The following is a 16237-nucleotide window of genomic DNA, read 5'->3' as shown; positions in this document are numbered from 1 at the left end:
GGGGCTTGGCGAGGGCCGGAAGCGGGCGACGTCTGTCGCAGGAGGTGTTCTTCCCGGATCGGTCCAGGGCATAGCTGCAGGTCAGAGCGGTTATTTAAGCCGGACGTTGATTGTTATCCATAGATAGTGCACCACTTTGTTTTGCCGGCGGGTGAGGACCGCCGTGGGCCGTCGCTCGGCTGCTGAACGAAGCTGTGCGCTCAGCGTCAAGTCCTCGGCGCGCAAAGTCTAAGGAGCAGCACCGGGTCTGCGGCAAGCTGGAGGCAGTTGTCGTCAGAGACGGGGAGGAAAAACCATGACCACCGAGACCACTGCCGAAGGTACTTTCGCTTCAGCTGCCGAATTGCTTGCAGCAATCCAGCCGGCCGAGGGCGGGCGGGAAATCAAGGATCCGGCTACCGGTGAGCTGGTCGGCCGGGTGGCGGAGCCGGGTGTCGCGGAACTGGACGCCGCCGTGGAGGCCGCCCGCCGCGTGCAGCCGGAGTGGGCCGGGCGCGGACACGCCGAGCGCAGCGAGTACCTGAACCTGGCCGCCGATGCGGTGGAGGCCAATGCCGAGGCGCTGGCCGAGCTGCTTTCGCGCGAGCAGGGCAAGCCGCTGAACGGGCCGAACGCCCGGTTCGAGGTCGGCGCCTGCGCGGGCTGGCTGCGCGCCACTGCCGCGTTCGAACTGGAGCCGGAAACATTGGTGGAGGAAGACGGCAACCACGCCGAATTGCACTACCGGCCGCTGGGCGTGGTGGGTGCGATCGGGCCGTGGAACTGGCCGATGATGATTAGCATCTGGCAGTTGGCCCCGGCGCTGCGGATGGGCAACACCGTGGTGATGAAGCCCTCCGAATACACGCCGCTGTCCGTGCTGGCGCTGGCAGAGGTGCTCAACACCGAGCTGCCGGCGGACGTGCTGCACGTGGTTCCGGGTGGCCGCGACGTGGGCGAGGCCCTGGCCGCGCATGAGGGCATCGACAAGGTCATGTTCACCGGTTCCACCGCCACCGGCAAGGCGATCATCCGCTCTTCCGCGGACACGGTGAAGCGCCTGACCCTGGAACTGGGCGGCAACGACGCGGGCATCGTGTTGCCGGACACCGACCCGAAGGCCGCCGCGCAGGATTTGTTCTGGGGCGCATTCATCAACACCGGCCAGACCTGCGCCGCGCTGAAGCGGCTGTATGTGCACGAGGACATTTACGACGACGTGTGCGCCGCGCTCACCGAGGTCGCCGAGCAGATGCCGATGGGTGTCGGGCTGGACGAGAACAACGTGCTGGGCCCGCTGCAGAACAAGGCCCAGTACGACATCGTCGCGAAGCTGGTGCAGGCGGCGAAGGATTCCGGCGCCCGCGTGCTCACCGGCGGCAACCCGGACGAGGGCCAGGCCGGCTACTTCTACCCGGCCACGCTGGTGGCGGACATCGACAACGACAACCCGCTGGTGGCCGAGGAGCAGTTCGGTCCGGCGCTGCCGATCATCAAGTACTCCACCGTGGACGAGGCGGTGGCCATGGCCAACGGGCTGAAGGTTGGCCTGGGCGCCTCGGTCTGGTCCTCCGACCCGGCCAAGGCCCGCGAGGTCGCGGCCCGGGTGGAAGCCGGCACGGTCTGGATCAACAAGCACGGCGCCATTGATCCCCGGGTCCCGTTCGGCGGGGCCAAGCAGTCCGGCTACGGCCTCGAGTTCGGCGTCGAGGGTCTCAAGCAGCTCGGCGCCCCGCAGGTCATCGCCGGCTAACCACGGCAACGCGGCTGGCCGGACGGAACGGTCCGGGCCGGCCGCGTTGACTATCGGCACCTTCACAGGCGAGACAACGACGGCGGGCGAGCCCCGCCGTCGTTGTTCTTTCCGTGATTCCACCTCCGCGGCCGGGACGAGGGCAAGAGACGGAGGGCTGGGTGGCAGGGGCCTCGCGGCAAGCGGTGAAGACCGGCAGTCTCGCGTTTTTCGCTCCCACGTCTCGGCGAGGGCTCCAGACGTTTCTCCTAGTCAGCGCACTTTGGTGGCCGCCAAAGATGGGAAGTTACTCCTATACCTGGGAGCGAAACCGGCGGGCAGCGCCGGCATCGCCCAGAGGGGCATGCGCCGGCGTCGCCGGTGGGCAGCGCGGGCGTCTCCGGTGGGCGGCACCGGCATCGCCCAGGGGGCAGCGCCGCCCAGACCCCGGGGTCACCGGTGGGCGAAGTTCAGGCCCAGCCGCTTCTCGCTCAGGTACAGGCTCAGTCCAATCCCGAGCAGGGCGAACGTGCAGGTCATCCACCAGGTGGACTGCCAGCCGCCGGTTGCGGTGGCCAGCCAGGCGACCATGGCGGGGCCGGTGAAGTTGCCGACGTTGAAGATCTGTTGCATCAGGCCCATCGCGGCCGGGGTGGAACCGTCCGGCGGTGCCAGGTCCACTGCCATGCGGGTGAGCGTGGACGGGATCACGGCGCCGACCATGGAGAACACGGCCACGCAGGCGAACTGGATCGCCATGCCCCCGGGCACGGCGGACCAGTCGACGGCGAAGGTGAGCACCGTCGTCGTGCCCATCAGGATGAAGGTGGGGATGAGCAGCAGCCGGGGCGGGACGCCGCGCTGCAACAGGGGAGCGGTGCCGATGGCTCCCACCGCATTGAGGCCGCCGACCACCGCGGACAGGATGCCCGCCCAGATGCCGGTGACGCCGTTCTGCTGGTAGATGGTGGGCAGGAAGCCGACCACCGCCATCCACTGGACGGTGTAGCAGCCGAACACCACGCCGGCGATCCAGGGTTTGGGGGAGCGGACGGTGCGGCCGATGCGGCGGGCGGCCGCGGGCAGGCCGGAGCCATCGCGCGGCGGGTCCTGCGGCACGAACTTCAACACCAGCGGGATCGGCACCAGGGTCAGGGCAGCCATGATCCACCACCAGACATGCCAGCTAGTGGCCTGCAAAATCAGCGCACTGGCCACCAGCCCGGTGAACGTGGCGAAGCCCTGATAGGCGCTCCAGAAGCCGACGGCCATGTTCACCCGGGCCAGCGGGGTGCTGGCTCGGATCAGCCCGGGCGCCACCACCGTGGTCAGGAGGAAGCCGGCGCCTTCCAGCGCGCGGCAGGCCATGAGCACGACGGCGGAGTCTGCGAAGCCGCCGATGACCGAACCGGCGATGAGCAGCCAAAGGCCGACCAGCAGGCAACGCCGCGCGCCAATCAGTTCCGCCAGCAACGAGACCGCCAAACCACCCGCCATACCGGCTACCTGCACCACGCCCAGCAGGACGCCCGCCTGCACCAAGGACATGTTGAGCTCGTGCTGGATGACGGGAATGGCGGTCGGCAGCTTCCAGATGTGCATGGCGGCGGTGACGCCCGCAAGTACGACGACGATCCACGCAGCGTCTGCCCGCTGCCGGGTGGCGATGGGTGCGGTCATGGTGCTCCTTCCGCACGAGTGCCGATTTTGTTGCCTGACCAGACTAACCGGGCCCGGGGGTAAGGTGACGCACGGCACGTAAGACGGGCGTCGGCGTCGTAATAGTTGACTCGGATCCGGGCTCCGGAAGGCGTCGTGCGGAGAGTTGACTCGGCGCCGGCGCGGAAACCATGGGGCGGCTATCAGGGAGTCCACGGGACGGCTGACACGGAAACCAAGGGGCGCCCGGTTTGGAAACCATCGGGCCGCCTGCGGCGTGGCGGCTGTGGATAGACTGGCTGAGGCGGCAAAATCGCCGGGAACCACGGGAGGGCATAAATGTTTGAACCTGGGGCGCCGATCGACGAGGTCGAGCGCGACGTCGAATCCATCATCATGGACTTGGTGCACGAGCTGGGCGAGCGGGCCGACGCCGATCCGGAGCCGCTGGGCGCGGAGGAGCGGGCCTACATCGCGGCGTTCTCCGACGCACGGGCCAACAACGACCGCAACCAGGCGGGCTTGCTGTCCACCGCGATCCGGCAACCGAACCTGGCCGAATCGCTGATCTACCTTAACCAGCGGCTGGACCGGCAGGACCTGGATCCGCGCGAGCCCGTGGGCATCCTGGGGATCATCGTCCGGCTGGCGATGGACGGGCTGTGGGTATCCGACATCCTGGACAGCACGCGGTTCAAGCCCGCGGACCGGCGCCGGATCACGGACGTCCTCACCGGCATGACCTATCTGACCGACGAGCGGCTCAAGGAGTTGCTGGCCGAGCTGCAGCCGAAGGCCCGGGGCGACAAGAAGGACTAAGCCGCCGGGCCGTCACGCACCAGTGGCGTCGTGGCCGCGCTGCCGGGCCAAGGCTTTGACCACCCGGGCGATCAGGTCGTATGGAACAGGTTTGCCCAGCGGGAACTTCAAGGTCCCCTTGGCTGCGACGTAGGGTTCCATGTCGTGCTTCAGCGCTGCATCGGCTTCAGGCAATGGGTAAAGCGAGACGTGATGCTTCCAGCCGGCGAAGTAGACGAGGTAGTGACCCTCGAACATGATGGCGGGGATGGCGTAGCTGATCTGTTCGCCGGCTCCGGGGATGGCGTTGTGAATGGTCCGCCGGACTTCCTGCAGAATGGTCTGCACGTCTTCCGGAAACGACTCGATGTAATCGTCGACGTTCGAAAACTTTTCCGCCATCCCTGGTCGCCCCCTTTGGTCATGCCACCTGATTCCGGCGTGCCGCCACTTATCTGGGTGCTGCCGCTTACCCGGCCTGCCCCGTGAACGGCGTCAGTATGATCTTCCCAGAGGCGTGGCCTTGCTGACTGTGCCGCATGGCGTCCGCTGCCTGGTCCATCGGAAAGGCGCGGTCGACGTCCACGCTGAGCTTGCCGGCATCGGCCAGTTCGCTCAGCCGTGCCAGCTCCGATCCGTATGGACGCACCCAGATGAAGCGGCCGCCGTGTTCGGTCACCGCCGGGTCGGCGATGGACGCGTGCCGTCCGCCGTTGCGCAGCACGGCTTGGGTGTCCTGCAAGACGCCGCCCACAAAGTCGGCCGCCACGTCCACACCCTGCGGCGCCAGTTCGCGAACGCGGTGCACCAAGCCGGCGCCGTATTCCACAGGTTCGGCACCCAGTTCCCGCAGCCGCTGGTGGTGCTTCTCCGAGGCCGTGGCAAGGACCCGGAGACCACGCTCGACGCCGAGTTGGATACCGATCCGGCCGGCCCCACCGGAGCCGTTGTGGATCAGGAGGGTTTCGCCGGTGGACGGTGCCAAAGCATCCAGGGTCCGTTGCGCCACCATGCCGGTCAGCGGCAGGCCGGCGGCTTGTTCCCAACTCAACGATTGAGGCTTCCGCGTCACCATCGAGACAGGCAAGGCGACGAACTCCGCATAGGTGCCACCGGCCACCGTGTCCCGGCGGCCGTACGCGTACACCTCGTCGCCGGGCGAGAATTCCGGAGTATCCGGCCCGACCCGCTCCACCACGCCGGCCACATCCCAGCCGGGGATCACCGGGAAGTGGACGTCCAACATCCCGTCCAGGCCGCCGGACATCACCTTCCAGTCCACCGGGTTCACGCTTGCGGCCTTCACGCGGATGAGCACCGTCCCCGGGGCGACCTTCGGTTGCGGGACCTCGGACTGTTCCAGCACCTCCGGTCCGCCGTAACGGGAGTACGTCATCGCACGCATGCTCTTGGCCAAGGGGAACCGCCTTCCTGCTGCTTCCTGTTTCGGTCCACCCTAGTGGCGGGCAGCGGTGCTTTCCATGGCGCCGCGGGCGCGCGGGCAGGTGCACACGGAGGATGTGCGCACCCCATACAGGCCCATTCACGACGGCGATGCGCACCTGCCGTGGTGAGCATCATGGACAGATCCTGCTGAACTCGGACAACAACGCAAGCAAGCGGACGCCCACGCAGGCCTCGGTGTAGCGAAGGTCACCCCGCCCGGAGAAATTCCGGCACCGGGCCACGGCGTTAACCCAAGCAGACACCACACCCCCAACTTGAGGAGTCCCATGAGCGTCGAAACCGCTGAGGTCAACCTGGAAAACCTGCTGTCCGTGGACCGCGAGGCCGCGGACCAGCTGTTCCTGGAGGCCCGCACCGCGAACACCTTCTCCAACGAGCCGGTCTCGGACGAGCAGCTCGCCGCGATTTATGAGCTGGCCAAAATGGGCCCGACCATGATGAACAACCAGCCGCTGCGCATCACCTGGGTCCGCTCCGCAGAAGCCCGCCAGAAGCTTGCCGCACGCATGGCCGAGGGCAACCGCGCCAAGACCGAGACCGCTCCGATGGTCGCCGTGCTCAGCTACGACGCCGATTGGCACGAGCACTTCGGGACGTTCTTCCCGCATGCGCCGGAACGCAAGGAAATGTTCGACGGCAACGCCGAAATGCGTGCCGAGGTAGCCAAGAACAACGCGTGGCTGCAGGCCGGTTACTTCATCATGGCCGTCCGCGCCGTGGGCCTGCACGCCGGCCCGATGGGTGCCTTCGACGCCGCCGGCATCGACGAGGACTTCAACGCCGGAACCGCCAACCGCACCTTCATGGTGGTCAACGTCGGCACCCCGGGCGAGAACCCCTGGTTCCCGCGGCTGCCGCGCCTGGACGCCGAGATCGCCGTCCAGACGGTCTGACCCCTTCCTGAACCGCTGACGACGGCGGTGCCCACCCCACCGGGGCCTTGCGAGCTTCCCGGGGCGGGCACCGCCGTCGAGCATTTAAGCTATAGCCCGGGTAGGCCGGCGACGACGTTAAATGCCATTAGCCCTCCGTCGGCAGCCGGTGGCAGAGTTGAGGAGGCACCGAGATGTGGCACGACTACGGCATAACATGGGCCGATGCACTCAGGGTGGTCGTTTCGGCGATAGCTCTCTACGGGGCTGTACTGCTGGTGATTCGTGTACTGGGCCAGCGCACACTCGCCAGCATGTCCAGTTTCGATCTGGCCGCAGTCATTGCGTTGGGCGCCGTGATCGGCAGGGCCATCCTGGGCTACACTCCAACGCTTGCAGCCGGCTTGTTGGGGCTGATCACGCTGCTGACCCTGCAGGCAATCACCGGGCAGGTTCGCCGGCTGCGGAGGGGCGCGCGACTCGTCACCTGTCGCCCGGTGCTGCTGATGGCCGGGCAGGACATGCTGCGGGATAACCTCACCCGTTCCCATGTGGTGGAGGATGAAGTGCGGGCCAAGCTGCGGTTGGCAGGCATTCGGCACCCGTCAGAAGTTGCCTGCGTGGTGCTCGAATCCACCGGGCAGGTCAGCGTGCTCCGCCGTGGTCAGCCCATCGATCCCGCGTTGTTGGACGGAGTTGTCGGCGCGGACCGGATGCCGCAGGAGCTGCTTTGGCGTGGCGGAAAGGGATCGTGACCTGCTGGATCAGGACAGCGTGGCGCCGCCCTGCCACAGGGCGTCGAACGGAGCGTTGGAGGACACCCGGGCCTTGATGCCCTCGGTAACGAAGGTCTTGGCGGTCTTGGCGGCCTGCAGCGGGGTGGCGCCCTTGGCCAGCTCGGCGGTCACCGCGGCGGCCAGGGAGCAGCCGGCGCCGGAGACGGCCACTTCGCCGACCTTCGGTGCGGAGAGAACCTCCAGGGTGTCGCCGTCGTAGAACACGTCCACCGCGTCTGCGCCCGCCAACCGCACGCCGCCCTTGGCCAGCACGGCCGCGCCGGAGGCGTCATGGATGATCCTGGCGGCCGCCTTCAAATCTTCGACGTCGTTGATCGTGATGCCGGACAGGGACTCGGCTTCGAAGTGGTTGGGGGTAACGAAGGTAGCAAGCGGCAGCATCTGGGCCTTGAGCGCCTGGTCGGTGTCCAGCGCGTGGCCGGGTTCCTGCCCCTTGCAGATCAGCACGGGGTCCAGGACCACATGGTCCCACTGCTGGTTCTTCAGCGCCGCGGCGACCGTGTCGATCGTCAGGGGCGAGCCGAGCATGCCCAGCTTGACCGTCTTGAGGGAGCCTTCATAGCAGGTCTGGATGGCTTCCAGTTGGTCCGCGATGACGCCGGCGTCCACCGGGACAAAGCGGTGGTTCCAGTTGTCCTTCGGGTCAAAGGAGACAATGCAGGTCAGGGCGGTGATGCCGTAGGTGCCCAGCGCCTGGAAGGTCTTCAGGTCGGCCTGCGCGCCTGCGCCGCCGGTGGCTTCGGAGCCGGCAATGGTCAACGTGATGGCGGGCCGGGTGGTTTCGGTGATGGAAACAGACATGCGCTTATTTTCCACCCGCCGCCCTCCGGTTCCTAATGACGACGGCGGCGCTCACCTCTGGGCGAACGTGCAGCGGCCCGCGGAGCCGGGGTCGGTCAGCGGATATCCATCATTTTCCACACGCTGAAGCGGCCGATCGCGGCAGCCAGCCCGATCAGCGCTGCCAGTTCGAGTGTGCCGATCGGGTCGCCGCTGGAGAGCGACACCAAGATCAGGAACGACGCCGCGGTCATCACCAGGAAGAAAGCCAGTACGTGCAGCCACTGGTTGGCCACGGGCCGCAGCAACAGGCCCAGCACAAACGCGATAGGTACCCCGACAACCAGTCCGACACCGCCGGCATAGAGTCCGACGACCAGTGCCAGGAGTGCTGCCGACGCCAGTTGGTGGCCGTTGACCGGGCCGCCGACCAGGGTGAGCAGCAGTGCGCCCAGTGTGAAAACGGAGATCGCCACCAGGAATCCGACCACAAAGGCCCCGAACCCAAACGTCACCCGGTGGCGCGGGTTGTTCCGCTCGAACTCGTCGAGCTCCGGTTCCTGGCTCATAAAGCAAGAATAGGGCGGCGGCTCAGGAACTGCCGGGCCGTGGGAGAATGGATGGCGGTCCGGGTGGCAGGCGGGCCCACTAGTGCTAATACAGCCGACGTTTCGTCAGGCCCCAGAGGGGGTGAAGCGTCGCGCGAACCACTTCTACAAGGGTGAATCTCCACAATGACTGAACTGCAATCCCGGACACCTGCCCGCTTCGCCTCGATCGGCAGCCCCTACTTTGGCATCATGCTTGCCGTCATGGCCGTGGTCCTGATCCTGTCCAACATCGGCGCCGCCAAGGGTGTGGTCATCGGGCCAATCATCACCGACGGCGGGTTTTTCCTCTTCCCGCTGGCCTACATCCTTGGCGACGTGATCAGCGAAGTTTACGGTTTCAAGGTGGCGCGCAAGGCCATCGTCACCACCTTTGCCCTGTCGGCCTTCGCCTCGCTTTGCTACTGGGTCATTATCGGACTTCCCGGCTTCGACGACGACTACGGCCAGATGAAACAGCAAGCCTTGGAGGGTGCGCTCGGCCCGGTGCCGCTGATTGTGCTCGCCAGCCTGCTGGGCTTCCTGGTCGGCCAGACGCTGAATTCCTGGGTGCTGGTGCGGATGAAGGAACGCTGGGGCGAACGCCGCTTGTGGGCGCGCCTGATGGGCTCCACCGGGGTTGGGGAATTCGCCGACACACTGATCTTCTGCTCGATAGCGGCGTCCATCATCGGCATCAACGACTTCCCCACGTTCGTCAACTACGTACTGGCCGGCTTCATCTACAAGACCTTGGTGGAGTTCCTCTTCGTCCCCGTCACCACCGCCGTCATCGGCTGGGTAAAAAAGCGTGAACCGTCCTACAGCGCGCTGGCTTCGGAACCGTCCGCAGGCTGATCGTCGATGGCCAGTGTCGGGACGCGCTCGCTGAGTTCCGACGGAGTCAGGTTTGCAGCTCCGAGGATCTCCTCCGGCGCGGCCCCGGCTTTGAGGGCTATATCAATGGCCACGTCCAGATGCGTTTCCGCCTGGTCCATCTCCACCTGCAACCCCTCGACTGCTGCCGAAGCGGTCCATACATCCTTCAGATGTTCTTCCATCGTGCAAACTTCCTATCTGGCCAGACGAAGGTCCCTCTGCCCTAGCCGGGCCTCTCCCTCGGATGAAGGAACGAGTCCCGGATTCGCCAGCTTACAGTGTAAGGTCCGCCCTTGGCATCCCCGATCGGGCACTTTACCGGGAATTTTCCCAACCTTCTCCGATAGCGGAAAAACCGCGGCCTGAAGCGGAAAATCACGCACCGGCGGTACGGGATTCGGGCAGGGGAGGTCTCGCCGCCGGAGGCGAGGGGGGACAGGGCGAATCGCGGCGCGTAGGCTGGTGCGCAATCGCAGGAGGGAGTGCTCAATGGCCGAGTCCGAAACGTCCGCTTCGCCAGACGGGGACCACCCCGGTGGCGACAGGCAGCGGCTGGACCGGCAGCGTATTCTCGAGGCCGGCGCCGTCTTTATCGAGAAGCACGGCGTCCGCCAACTGAGCATGCGGCGTCTGGGAGCAGAGCTGGATGTTGAAGCCATGTCGCTGTACCGCTACGTGCCGTCGCGCGAGGACCTGCTTGACGGCATCGTGGAGTCGGTGGTCGACGAGTTGTATAGCGATCCAGAGGTCTACGTGGAGCCGCGCCATGGCTGGCAGGATTACCTGCTCCGGCTGGCCCATGGTCTGCGCCGGATGGCCGTGAAACATCCCCAGGTCTTCCCGCTGATTGCCACCCGGCCGGCCGAAGCGCCGTGGGTGCGCCCGCCCTTGCGGAGCCTGCGCTGGGTGGAGTCTTTCCTCAGGGCGATGACGAATGCGGGGTTCAGCAATGAGGACGCGGTGGAGGCCTACCGGGCGTTCAGCAGCTTCCTGATCGGCCACCTGCTGCTGGAGGTCGCGGCGCTCGGGGCCGATATCGGCCCGGTCGAGGACATCAGCCATTCGCCCTCCAGCAAGGCCGACCTGACCGAGTACCCCCTGCTGCAGGAACTGCAGGGCCTGCTGTCGGAAGACCGGTCCAAACAGGAGTTCGACGCGGCGCTTGATGCCCTGCTGGACCGGCTGGATAGCCAGCTCGCCTGACAGTCGCTGCTGCCCGCGATTCTCCGCGCGACCAAATTTCGCCTTCCGGCCGACAGGAATTCACCGGCTGACTTGGCAGAATGATACTAAGCATGCTTTGCTTACATCGTAAGCATGATTACTGTTTTGGCTCCGGTTCGCCGGAGACATGGGTTCGCAGCAGGTAGGCCGGCCTGGCAAGGCCCCGCCGCCGGACTGCGCATGGATGAGGAGAAGGCATGCAGGTTATACGCGACAACTACGGCGCATCACGCTTCGATGCCTACGTTGATGGTGAAGTGGCGGCGTCGCTGAAGTACAAGATCCAAGACGGCGAAATGTGGCTCCTCGAGATCGAAGAAGACCGTTGGCACCGCGGATCGGGACACGGTGAGGCCTTGGTGCGCCGGGCGTTGGCGGAGGCGCATCGACGCCGCCTGCGTGTCCTGCCCTTCTGCCAGGAAGCCAGGCAGCAGGTCTTCGGCCATCCAGTGTTCCTGCAGTTGGTTCCGCGGGAGCAGCGCAGCCGGTTCCACAAGTCGTGGGCGCTGGAAGGCAAGGCCCGCGCCGCACGTCGCCGGCGCCGTGTTCCGGCAGACGCTATCCGCTCCTCGGCGGCGGCCACGGCGGCAGCACGGTGAGTGGCAAACTTAAGGTCACCGTCCGAGTCGACTTGGAGTTCTCAGCGGTGCACATCGACGTGCGCGGGCGGGTCGACGAGCGCAACGTGTTGGCCGTGTATTCGCTGGCGCAGCGGGCAAACTCCTTGGCGCCGGGTCTGGAAGTGGCCATCGATCTGACGCATGCTTCTGTGGACGGAGCCGTCCTCTGGCACCTGCAGGCATGCGCGGTATCTGGATTCCTGCCCGAATATGCCGACCCGCTGCAGGCTGAATGCCGGCTGAAGATCCTGGCACCCGAGGCACAGGGCGAGCATGCCGACGTCGTGCTTGCCGCCTAGGCGGTAAATAGGGCCCTCATCGCGGAAGGCCGCCGTCGTGATCTTTTGGATCCGACGGCGGTCTTCGTGTGCGCGGGGGAGTTGCCGCGGGGTTAGGCGTAGTAGCGGCCCAGCACCTCTGCCTTGAAGTCGAAGAAGGAACCGTCGTCGATGGCCAACCGCGCATCGTCGACCAGCTTTACCGTGAAGCGTTCGTTGTGGATGGAAATCAGCGTGTGGCTGACCATCTCGTTCGCCTTGTATAGGTGGTGGATGTAGGCGCGGGTGTAGTTGGCGCAGGTGTAGCAGTCGCAGCCGTCCACCAACGGAGTGAAGTCCAGTTTGAACCGGCGGTTGGACAGGTTTTTGCGGCCGTCCGGCGTGTAGAACGCCGAGTTGCGGGCCACGCGCGTGGGGGAGACGCAGTCGAAGGTGTCCGCGCCGTTCTCGATCGCGGTGAAGATGTCGTCCGGTTCGGAGATGCCCAGCAGGTGCCGGGGTTTGTCCTCGGGGAGCTCCTCGGTGCACCAGCGCACGATGGTGCCCAGGTTCTCCTTCTCCAGCGCGCCGCCGATGCCGAAGCCGTCGAAGTTCATCGCGCCCAGGTCCCGGCAGGCCTTGCGCCGCAGGTCCTCGTACTGGGCGCCCTGGATGACGCCGAACAGCGCTTGGTACGGACGGTGCGAGCGCTCGTCGGTGAGCCGCTCGTGCTCCGTCACGCATCGTTCGGCCCACAGCCGGGTGCGCTCCAGCGACTCCTCCTGGTAGCCGCGAGAATTCATCAGCGTGGTCAGCTCGTCGAAGGCGAACATGATGTCCGCGCCCAGCTGGTGCTGCACCTGCATGGAGATCTCCGGCGTGAAGCGGTGTTTGTCGCCATTGAGGTGGGACTTGAACCAGACGCCGTCATCGTCCACATGGGCCAGCCGCTCCTTGCCGGGGGCCACTTGGTCATCCGAGCCGGTGCTGGCCGCGGCGGCGTCCATGTTGATGACCTTCTTGAACCCGGAACCGAGGCTCATCACCTGGAAGCCGCCGGAGTCGGTGAAGGTGGGGCCGTCCCAGTTCATGAACTTGCCCAGGCCGCCGGCCGCATCGAGGACCGCTGCGCCGGGCTGTAGGTACAGGTGGTAGGCGTTGGCCAGCAGCGCCTGGGCGCCGAGTTCCTTCATGGCTTCGGGCAGCACCGCTTTAACCGTGGCCTTGGTGCCGACGGCGATGAACGCCGGGGTCTGGATCTCGCCGTGCGGCGTGCTGATGGTGCCGGTGCGGCCCTGGAACCCGCCCCCGTTCTTTTCAATCCGGGCGGGGGAGGGGCTGGCGGTGTTGGCGAGGCGGTTGCCGACGCGGAAGGAAAAATCAGACTGGGGCACTCCACCATTTTGCCTTACCCGGTGCAAGCCAGGGCGCGTGCATGCCGGCGGGCACCGCCAGGCACTGCCCGTTGTGGTGAGGCGGACACCCGTCTGTCGGGCGCGCTCTGGTGAGGCGGACACCCATCTGTCGGGCCGTTCACAGAATGATGGTTGCCTCAGGTAAGCGAATTAGGGTTGGGGAGTGACCCCTCTGCTGTAGGCAGTCCCGCGCCGGTGATGCGTCGACGCATGGTGGATATTGTGGCAAGCGAAAGGCGGGCAGCATGGTGACGCAGCACGTACGGGAGTTCTTCCGGGTAGGTCCGGCGCGTCAGGACCATATTGTGGCCACCCGCTGTGGAATCAGCGTGGGCCTGCCGCTGCTCGCCCTGCTGGCAATGGGCCGGTTCGATCTGATGATTTTTGCCGCCTTCGGTGCCTTCACCGGTATCTATGGCCGGGGCGAGGCCCACGGAGCCAGGCTGCGGCACCAAGGCCAGTTCGGCGTACTGATCATGCTGGTGATGTTCCTCGGCGCGCTGACCGCCATGGCCGATTCCGGACCGTGGGAAATCGTCTTCGGCACCACCGTGGTGGCCGGTCTGTGGTCGCTGGCGGTCAACTATTTGCAACTGCGTCCGGTCGGCGTCATTTTCTTTACCTTCGGCTATGCGGCCATCGGTTCCATAACGCTGACCGCACCACTGTGGCAGGCCATGTTGACCGGCTTGGTGAGTGTGGTGCTGGCCATGCTGATCGGGATCAGCAGCAGGCTGGTACCGTCCTGGCGCACGTCCATGGCGCCGCCGGCCAGGCCTCAGTTGACCAGCGAACACTGGCGCGAATTCGGCGTCGAAGCCGGCGCCAACGCCGTGGCGGCCCTGACCGCTGGAACCCTGGCCACCATGGTGGGGTTGGGCCACAATTACTGGGCGATGGTGGCGGCCGTGGCGCCGATCGCAGGTCCTAGCCTGGCGCAGCGGGTGAAAAAGGGCGTGCACCGCATCTTGGGGACCTTCGCGGGCGTTGCGGCAGCCGGGCTGTTGCTGGCGCCGCACCCGCAGCCCTGGGTCTTGGTCCTCATGGTGATCGTGCTGCAGTTCGCGGCTGAGATGTTCGTGCTGCGGCACTATGCGCTGGCGTTGATCTTCATCACGCCTCTTGCCCTGATCATGACCGAGCTTGCCGCCCCCACGAATCCGCAGGAGCTCATGGTGGACCGGGCGCTGCAGACCGCCATCGGCGCCCTGGTCGGACTGAGCTTGGTCTACCTGATGCACCAGCGGACGCTCCGCGAGAAGAACCGACGCCGCCTTCGCAGGCACCGAGACGGGGCCTGAAACGGTCTCCCTTACCAACGAGGAACCGGCGTCAGGAGGGGTGCTTACTCGCCGCCGACTCCGGCGGTGCTGCCGGGCACCAGCGGGTCGGCGCCGGGCAGTGCGTTGCTGCGCCACGCTTCCCAGCCGTCCCGGATTTCGGCCAGCCGCCGGGCACCGAGCCCGTAACAGCTGATCAACACTTGGCTGCCGCCCTCGGGCCTGCCGTCCGGGTGCGATGGAGTTGTTGCAACGATCAGCAGGCCGCCGCCATGGTCGGCATAGCCATCAACGGTCAACCCCATCTGGCGGTCCGACCGGAACCACACCTTTCCGGAAATGTCCTCCCCGGTGGCAAGCGTGGCGCTGTACGCTTCGCCCGGCTCCGGCAGGTTCTCCAGGCCGAGGCTGGAGAGCAGGCCGCCCGACGGGATGGAATCAGCGCCGATGTACGTGGTCTGCCGGTGGTCATTGGGATGCCGTTCCAGCGCGAATCGCAGCTGCTGCAGGAAGGTCAGCCAGCCTTCGCTGACGTCCTCCCACCATTCGTCGGACTGCTCGCCTGACTCCGGACCCCGCTGCAGGGCGAGCCGGACGCCGTCGCCCACCGGCTCCAGGATGAAGGCGTCGCTGTCGCCCATGGTCAGCCGTTTATGGTCTTCGGCCTCGATGGCATCGGTGAAGTAGATCTCGCGGATCTCCTCGTCCAGCCCGGCCATGTCCCAGCCATGCCACTGGGCGATGCGCTTGGGCTCGCGCAGCATGGTCCATACCTGGCGGGCGTCGGCATTGATGTGGACGCTGAGTGAACCGGGTTCTGTTGCAGCACCGCTCTCCGTCATGCGGCCGACTCTACTCCCGGGCCGCCGGGAGTGGCCAGAGTCCGGGCGCCGGGGGTTAGGAGTTCCGTTGCTGAACGTCCAAAGCCCGGATGGCGACTAGTTCGTTGCTGATCCGGCGGTCCAGTTCGATCGGTTCCAGGGTCTCCGACCCGCCGTGCGTGCGCAGGTACAGCAGTGCGGTCAGCCGCAGTTCGCGCCACTCGCGTTCCGCCGTATGGTCCGCCGCAGCCATCGCCCGGTGGATTTCCTTGTCATAGAGGTTCGGCTCGTTCAGCTGGCGCTGGCGGACCTCGGCATTGATCTTCGCACGGAAAGGATCCTCGTCGGCGTCGTCCGGCATGCGTAACGCTTCGGCCAGCTGCAGGGCCTCGGCGCTGTCTTCCTCGCTGCCTGATTCACGCAAGATGTAGGCGGCCATGGCCAGCGAAGACTCGATCCATTTCCACCGGCCGAAGTTCCCGTCGAAGGGCTGGTCGATGATCAGCCGGCACACCGTAAGCGCGCGCTCGCGGTCGTCCAGTTCCACGAACAACGTGTGCGCGAGGTCCCGAACGTCCTGCAGATGGCTGCCGGCCTTGGTGTTCAGACCGCGGCTCAGGCGGGCGGCCAGCCGTTGGACCCCGGCGTGGCGGCCGTGCGCCCGGGCCACCGCCACCACCACGGCTTCCGGTGTGCCCTCCTCCGCCGGAATCAGTTCCAGGTCATCCTGCGCCAACGCGCCAGGCAGTTGGGCGGGCCTGCGCGAGGAAGCAATGCGGATACGCGATCCGTGGGCAATGCGCACGCGGCTGCCGTCTTCCAGCGTGGCCACCACCAGCGCCGGGGTGCCGAAATCGTCGCCCACGACGGCGGTGTCCGCCACGGGGGCGGAGTGCTCACCGGAGCGCGTCAGGAACCGGGCGCCGGCGCCTACGCTTTCGGCTTTGACATGGTGGATGAATGTCTCTGCCTGTTGTTCCGTCATGGGTAAATCCTTAGTCACGCTCGCGATCGTCAGATCAGTATATGAAATCGTTACCTTTCGGACGGGAGGCCCGCTGTGGTGTGCC

General features: G+C 66.2%; 18 protein-coding genes. 9 read left to right on the top strand and 9 right to left on the bottom strand.

Annotated elements, in window-relative coordinates; translation table 11 throughout:
* Positions 1 to 295: 295 nt before the first annotated feature.
* Positions 296 to 1732, top strand: coding sequence for an aldehyde dehydrogenase family protein (locus AC5RW2_RS24980; protein WP_493963888.1), 1437 nt, complete (start codon positions 296 to 298; stop codon positions 1730 to 1732).
* Positions 1733 to 2164: 432 nt separating this feature from the next.
* Here AC5RW2_RS24980 and AC5RW2_RS24975 read toward each other — a convergent pair whose 3' ends face one another.
* The gene (locus AC5RW2_RS24975; RefSeq protein ID WP_493963887.1) at positions 2165 to 3391 is read right to left on the bottom strand and encodes an MFS transporter; all 1227 of its coding nucleotides are present in this window, start codon (positions 3389 to 3391) and stop codon (positions 2165 to 2167) included.
* A 318-nt stretch (positions 3392 to 3709) separates the two neighbouring features.
* Here AC5RW2_RS24975 and AC5RW2_RS24970 point away from each other — a divergent pair, with 318 nt between their 5' ends.
* A complete protein-coding gene (locus AC5RW2_RS24970; RefSeq protein WP_493952022.1) occupies positions 3710 to 4189 on the top strand; it encodes a TetR family transcriptional regulator in 480 nt (159 codons plus the stop codon).
* A 12-nt stretch (positions 4190 to 4201) separates the two neighbouring features.
* Here AC5RW2_RS24970 and AC5RW2_RS24965 read toward each other — a convergent pair whose 3' ends face one another.
* Both AC5RW2_RS24965 and AC5RW2_RS24960 read right to left on the bottom strand, forming a co-directional pair.
* Entirely contained in the window at positions 4202 to 4570 is a 369-nt protein-coding gene (locus AC5RW2_RS24965) for an iron chaperone (RefSeq protein ID WP_493963886.1), read from the bottom strand.
* A 67-nt stretch (positions 4571 to 4637) separates the two neighbouring features.
* A complete protein-coding gene (locus tag AC5RW2_RS24960) occupies positions 4638 to 5573 on the bottom strand; it encodes an NADP-dependent oxidoreductase (protein ID WP_493963946.1) in 936 nt (311 codons plus the stop codon).
* 328 nt (positions 5574 to 5901) lie between these two features.
* Between AC5RW2_RS24960 and AC5RW2_RS24955 the strand changes: the two genes are divergently transcribed.
* Positions 5902 to 6528, top strand: coding sequence for a malonic semialdehyde reductase (locus AC5RW2_RS24955; RefSeq protein ID WP_493952020.1), 627 nt, complete (start codon positions 5902 to 5904; stop codon positions 6526 to 6528).
* Positions 6529 to 6701: 173 nt separating this feature from the next.
* Positions 6702 to 7262, top strand: a complete 561-nt coding sequence (locus AC5RW2_RS24950) for a DUF421 domain-containing protein (RefSeq protein WP_493963885.1) — start codon at positions 6702 to 6704, stop codon at positions 7260 to 7262.
* Between the two features lie 9 nt (positions 7263 to 7271).
* On the opposite strand, the gene AC5RW2_RS24945 is transcribed toward AC5RW2_RS24950, so the two are convergent.
* Positions 7272 to 8105: a hydroxymethylpyrimidine/phosphomethylpyrimidine kinase gene (locus tag AC5RW2_RS24945; RefSeq protein WP_493963884.1), complete on the bottom strand. Its 834-nt coding sequence runs from the start codon at positions 8103 to 8105 to the stop codon at positions 7272 to 7274.
* 95 nt (positions 8106 to 8200) lie between these two features.
* The gene (locus tag AC5RW2_RS24940; RefSeq protein ID WP_493963883.1) at positions 8201 to 8653 is read right to left on the bottom strand and encodes a hypothetical protein; all 453 of its coding nucleotides are present in this window, start codon (positions 8651 to 8653) and stop codon (positions 8201 to 8203) included.
* 165 nt (positions 8654 to 8818) lie between these two features.
* On the opposite strand from AC5RW2_RS24940, the gene AC5RW2_RS24935 reads away from it, so the two are divergent.
* Positions 8819 to 9529: a queuosine precursor transporter gene (locus tag AC5RW2_RS24935; RefSeq protein ID WP_493963882.1), complete on the top strand. Its 711-nt coding sequence runs from the start codon at positions 8819 to 8821 to the stop codon at positions 9527 to 9529.
* On the opposite strand, the gene AC5RW2_RS24930 is transcribed toward AC5RW2_RS24935, so the two are convergent.
* A complete protein-coding gene (locus tag AC5RW2_RS24930) occupies positions 9493 to 9732 on the bottom strand; it encodes a hypothetical protein (RefSeq protein WP_493963881.1) in 240 nt (79 codons plus the stop codon). The genes AC5RW2_RS24935 and AC5RW2_RS24930 overlap by 37 nt on opposite strands.
* Positions 9733 to 10039: 307 nt before the next feature.
* Here AC5RW2_RS24930 and AC5RW2_RS24925 point away from each other — a divergent pair, with 307 nt between their 5' ends.
* The 3 genes from AC5RW2_RS24925 (at position 10040) to AC5RW2_RS24915 (ending at position 11693) form a co-directional block, all read left to right on the top strand.
* A complete protein-coding gene (locus AC5RW2_RS24925) occupies positions 10040 to 10753 on the top strand; it encodes a TetR/AcrR family transcriptional regulator (protein WP_493963880.1) in 714 nt (237 codons plus the stop codon).
* A gap of 218 nt (positions 10754 to 10971) precedes the next feature.
* Positions 10972 to 11373: a GNAT family N-acetyltransferase gene (locus tag AC5RW2_RS24920; RefSeq protein WP_493952013.1), complete on the top strand. Its 402-nt coding sequence runs from the start codon at positions 10972 to 10974 to the stop codon at positions 11371 to 11373.
* Entirely contained in the window at positions 11370 to 11693 is a 324-nt protein-coding gene (locus tag AC5RW2_RS24915) for a hypothetical protein (protein WP_493939357.1), read from the top strand. Before AC5RW2_RS24920 ends, AC5RW2_RS24915 begins: the two co-directional genes overlap by 4 nt.
* A gap of 92 nt (positions 11694 to 11785) precedes the next feature.
* Here the strand turns inward: AC5RW2_RS24915 and tgt are convergent, their stop codons facing one another.
* Positions 11786 to 13045, bottom strand: a complete 1260-nt coding sequence (tgt, locus tag AC5RW2_RS24910; RefSeq protein WP_493952011.1) for a tRNA guanosine(34) transglycosylase Tgt — start codon at positions 13043 to 13045, stop codon at positions 11786 to 11788.
* A gap of 266 nt (positions 13046 to 13311) precedes the next feature.
* Between tgt and AC5RW2_RS24905 the strand changes: the two genes are divergently transcribed.
* On the top strand, positions 13312 to 14367 hold the full coding sequence (locus AC5RW2_RS24905; protein WP_493952010.1) for an FUSC family protein: 1056 nt from the start codon (positions 13312 to 13314) through the stop codon (positions 14365 to 14367).
* A gap of 44 nt (positions 14368 to 14411) precedes the next feature.
* On the opposite strand, the gene AC5RW2_RS24900 is transcribed toward AC5RW2_RS24905, so the two are convergent.
* Positions 14412 to 15188 (bottom strand): SRPBCC family protein, encoded by a 777-nt coding sequence (locus AC5RW2_RS24900; RefSeq protein WP_493952009.1) that lies wholly within the window; start codon positions 15186 to 15188, stop codon positions 14412 to 14414.
* A 55-nt stretch (positions 15189 to 15243) separates the two neighbouring features.
* Positions 15244 to 16152 (bottom strand): DUF6707 family protein, encoded by a 909-nt coding sequence (locus tag AC5RW2_RS24895; RefSeq protein ID WP_493952008.1) that lies wholly within the window; start codon positions 16150 to 16152, stop codon positions 15244 to 15246.
* Positions 16153 to 16237 lie beyond the last annotated feature (85 nt).

The sequence above is a fragment of the Arthrobacter sp. B0316-1-20 genome (genome assembly GCF_059091865.1).
The sequence above is the reverse complement of the archived record's forward strand: the minus strand, read 5'-3'. Positions and strand labels throughout refer to the sequence as shown.

What these genes read in the sequence shown, in the direction of transcription:
- AC5RW2_RS24895 (WP_493952008.1), bottom strand. Translation starts at nt 16,152, where the DNA reads ATGACGGAACAACAGGCAGAGACATTCATCCACCATGTCAAAGCCGAA.
- AC5RW2_RS24975 (WP_493963887.1), bottom strand. Translation starts at nt 3,391, where the DNA reads ATGACCGCACCCATCGCCACCCGGCAGCGGGCAGACGCTGCGTGGATC.
- AC5RW2_RS24965 (WP_493963886.1), bottom strand. Translation starts at nt 4,570, where the DNA reads ATGGCGGAAAAGTTTTCGAACGTCGACGATTACATCGAGTCGTTTCCG.
- AC5RW2_RS24945 (WP_493963884.1), bottom strand. Translation starts at nt 8,105, where the DNA reads ATGTCTGTTTCCATCACCGAAACCACCCGGCCCGCCATCACGTTGACC.
- AC5RW2_RS24900 (WP_493952009.1), bottom strand. Translation starts at nt 15,188, where the DNA reads ATGACGGAGAGCGGTGCTGCAACAGAACCCGGTTCACTCAGCGTCCAC.
- AC5RW2_RS24970 (WP_493952022.1), top strand. Translation starts at nt 3,710, where the DNA reads ATGTTTGAACCTGGGGCGCCGATCGACGAGGTCGAGCGCGACGTCGAA.
- AC5RW2_RS24950 (WP_493963885.1), top strand. Translation starts at nt 6,702, where the DNA reads ATGTGGCACGACTACGGCATAACATGGGCCGATGCACTCAGGGTGGTC.
- AC5RW2_RS24905 (WP_493952010.1), top strand. Translation starts at nt 13,312, where the DNA reads ATGGTGACGCAGCACGTACGGGAGTTCTTCCGGGTAGGTCCGGCGCGT.
- AC5RW2_RS24960 (WP_493963946.1), bottom strand. Translation starts at nt 5,573, where the DNA reads ATGCGTGCGATGACGTACTCCCGTTACGGCGGACCGGAGGTGCTGGAA.
- AC5RW2_RS24940 (WP_493963883.1), bottom strand. Translation starts at nt 8,653, where the DNA reads ATGAGCCAGGAACCGGAGCTCGACGAGTTCGAGCGGAACAACCCGCGC.
- AC5RW2_RS24980 (WP_493963888.1), top strand. Translation starts at nt 296, where the DNA reads ATGACCACCGAGACCACTGCCGAAGGTACTTTCGCTTCAGCTGCCGAA.
- AC5RW2_RS24935 (WP_493963882.1), top strand. Translation starts at nt 8,819, where the DNA reads ATGACTGAACTGCAATCCCGGACACCTGCCCGCTTCGCCTCGATCGGC.
- AC5RW2_RS24920 (WP_493952013.1), top strand. Translation starts at nt 10,972, where the DNA reads ATGCAGGTTATACGCGACAACTACGGCGCATCACGCTTCGATGCCTAC.
- AC5RW2_RS24930 (WP_493963881.1), bottom strand. Translation starts at nt 9,732, where the DNA reads ATGGAAGAACATCTGAAGGATGTATGGACCGCTTCGGCAGCAGTCGAG.
- AC5RW2_RS24955 (WP_493952020.1), top strand. Translation starts at nt 5,902, where the DNA reads ATGAGCGTCGAAACCGCTGAGGTCAACCTGGAAAACCTGCTGTCCGTG.
- AC5RW2_RS24925 (WP_493963880.1), top strand. Translation starts at nt 10,040, where the DNA reads ATGGCCGAGTCCGAAACGTCCGCTTCGCCAGACGGGGACCACCCCGGT.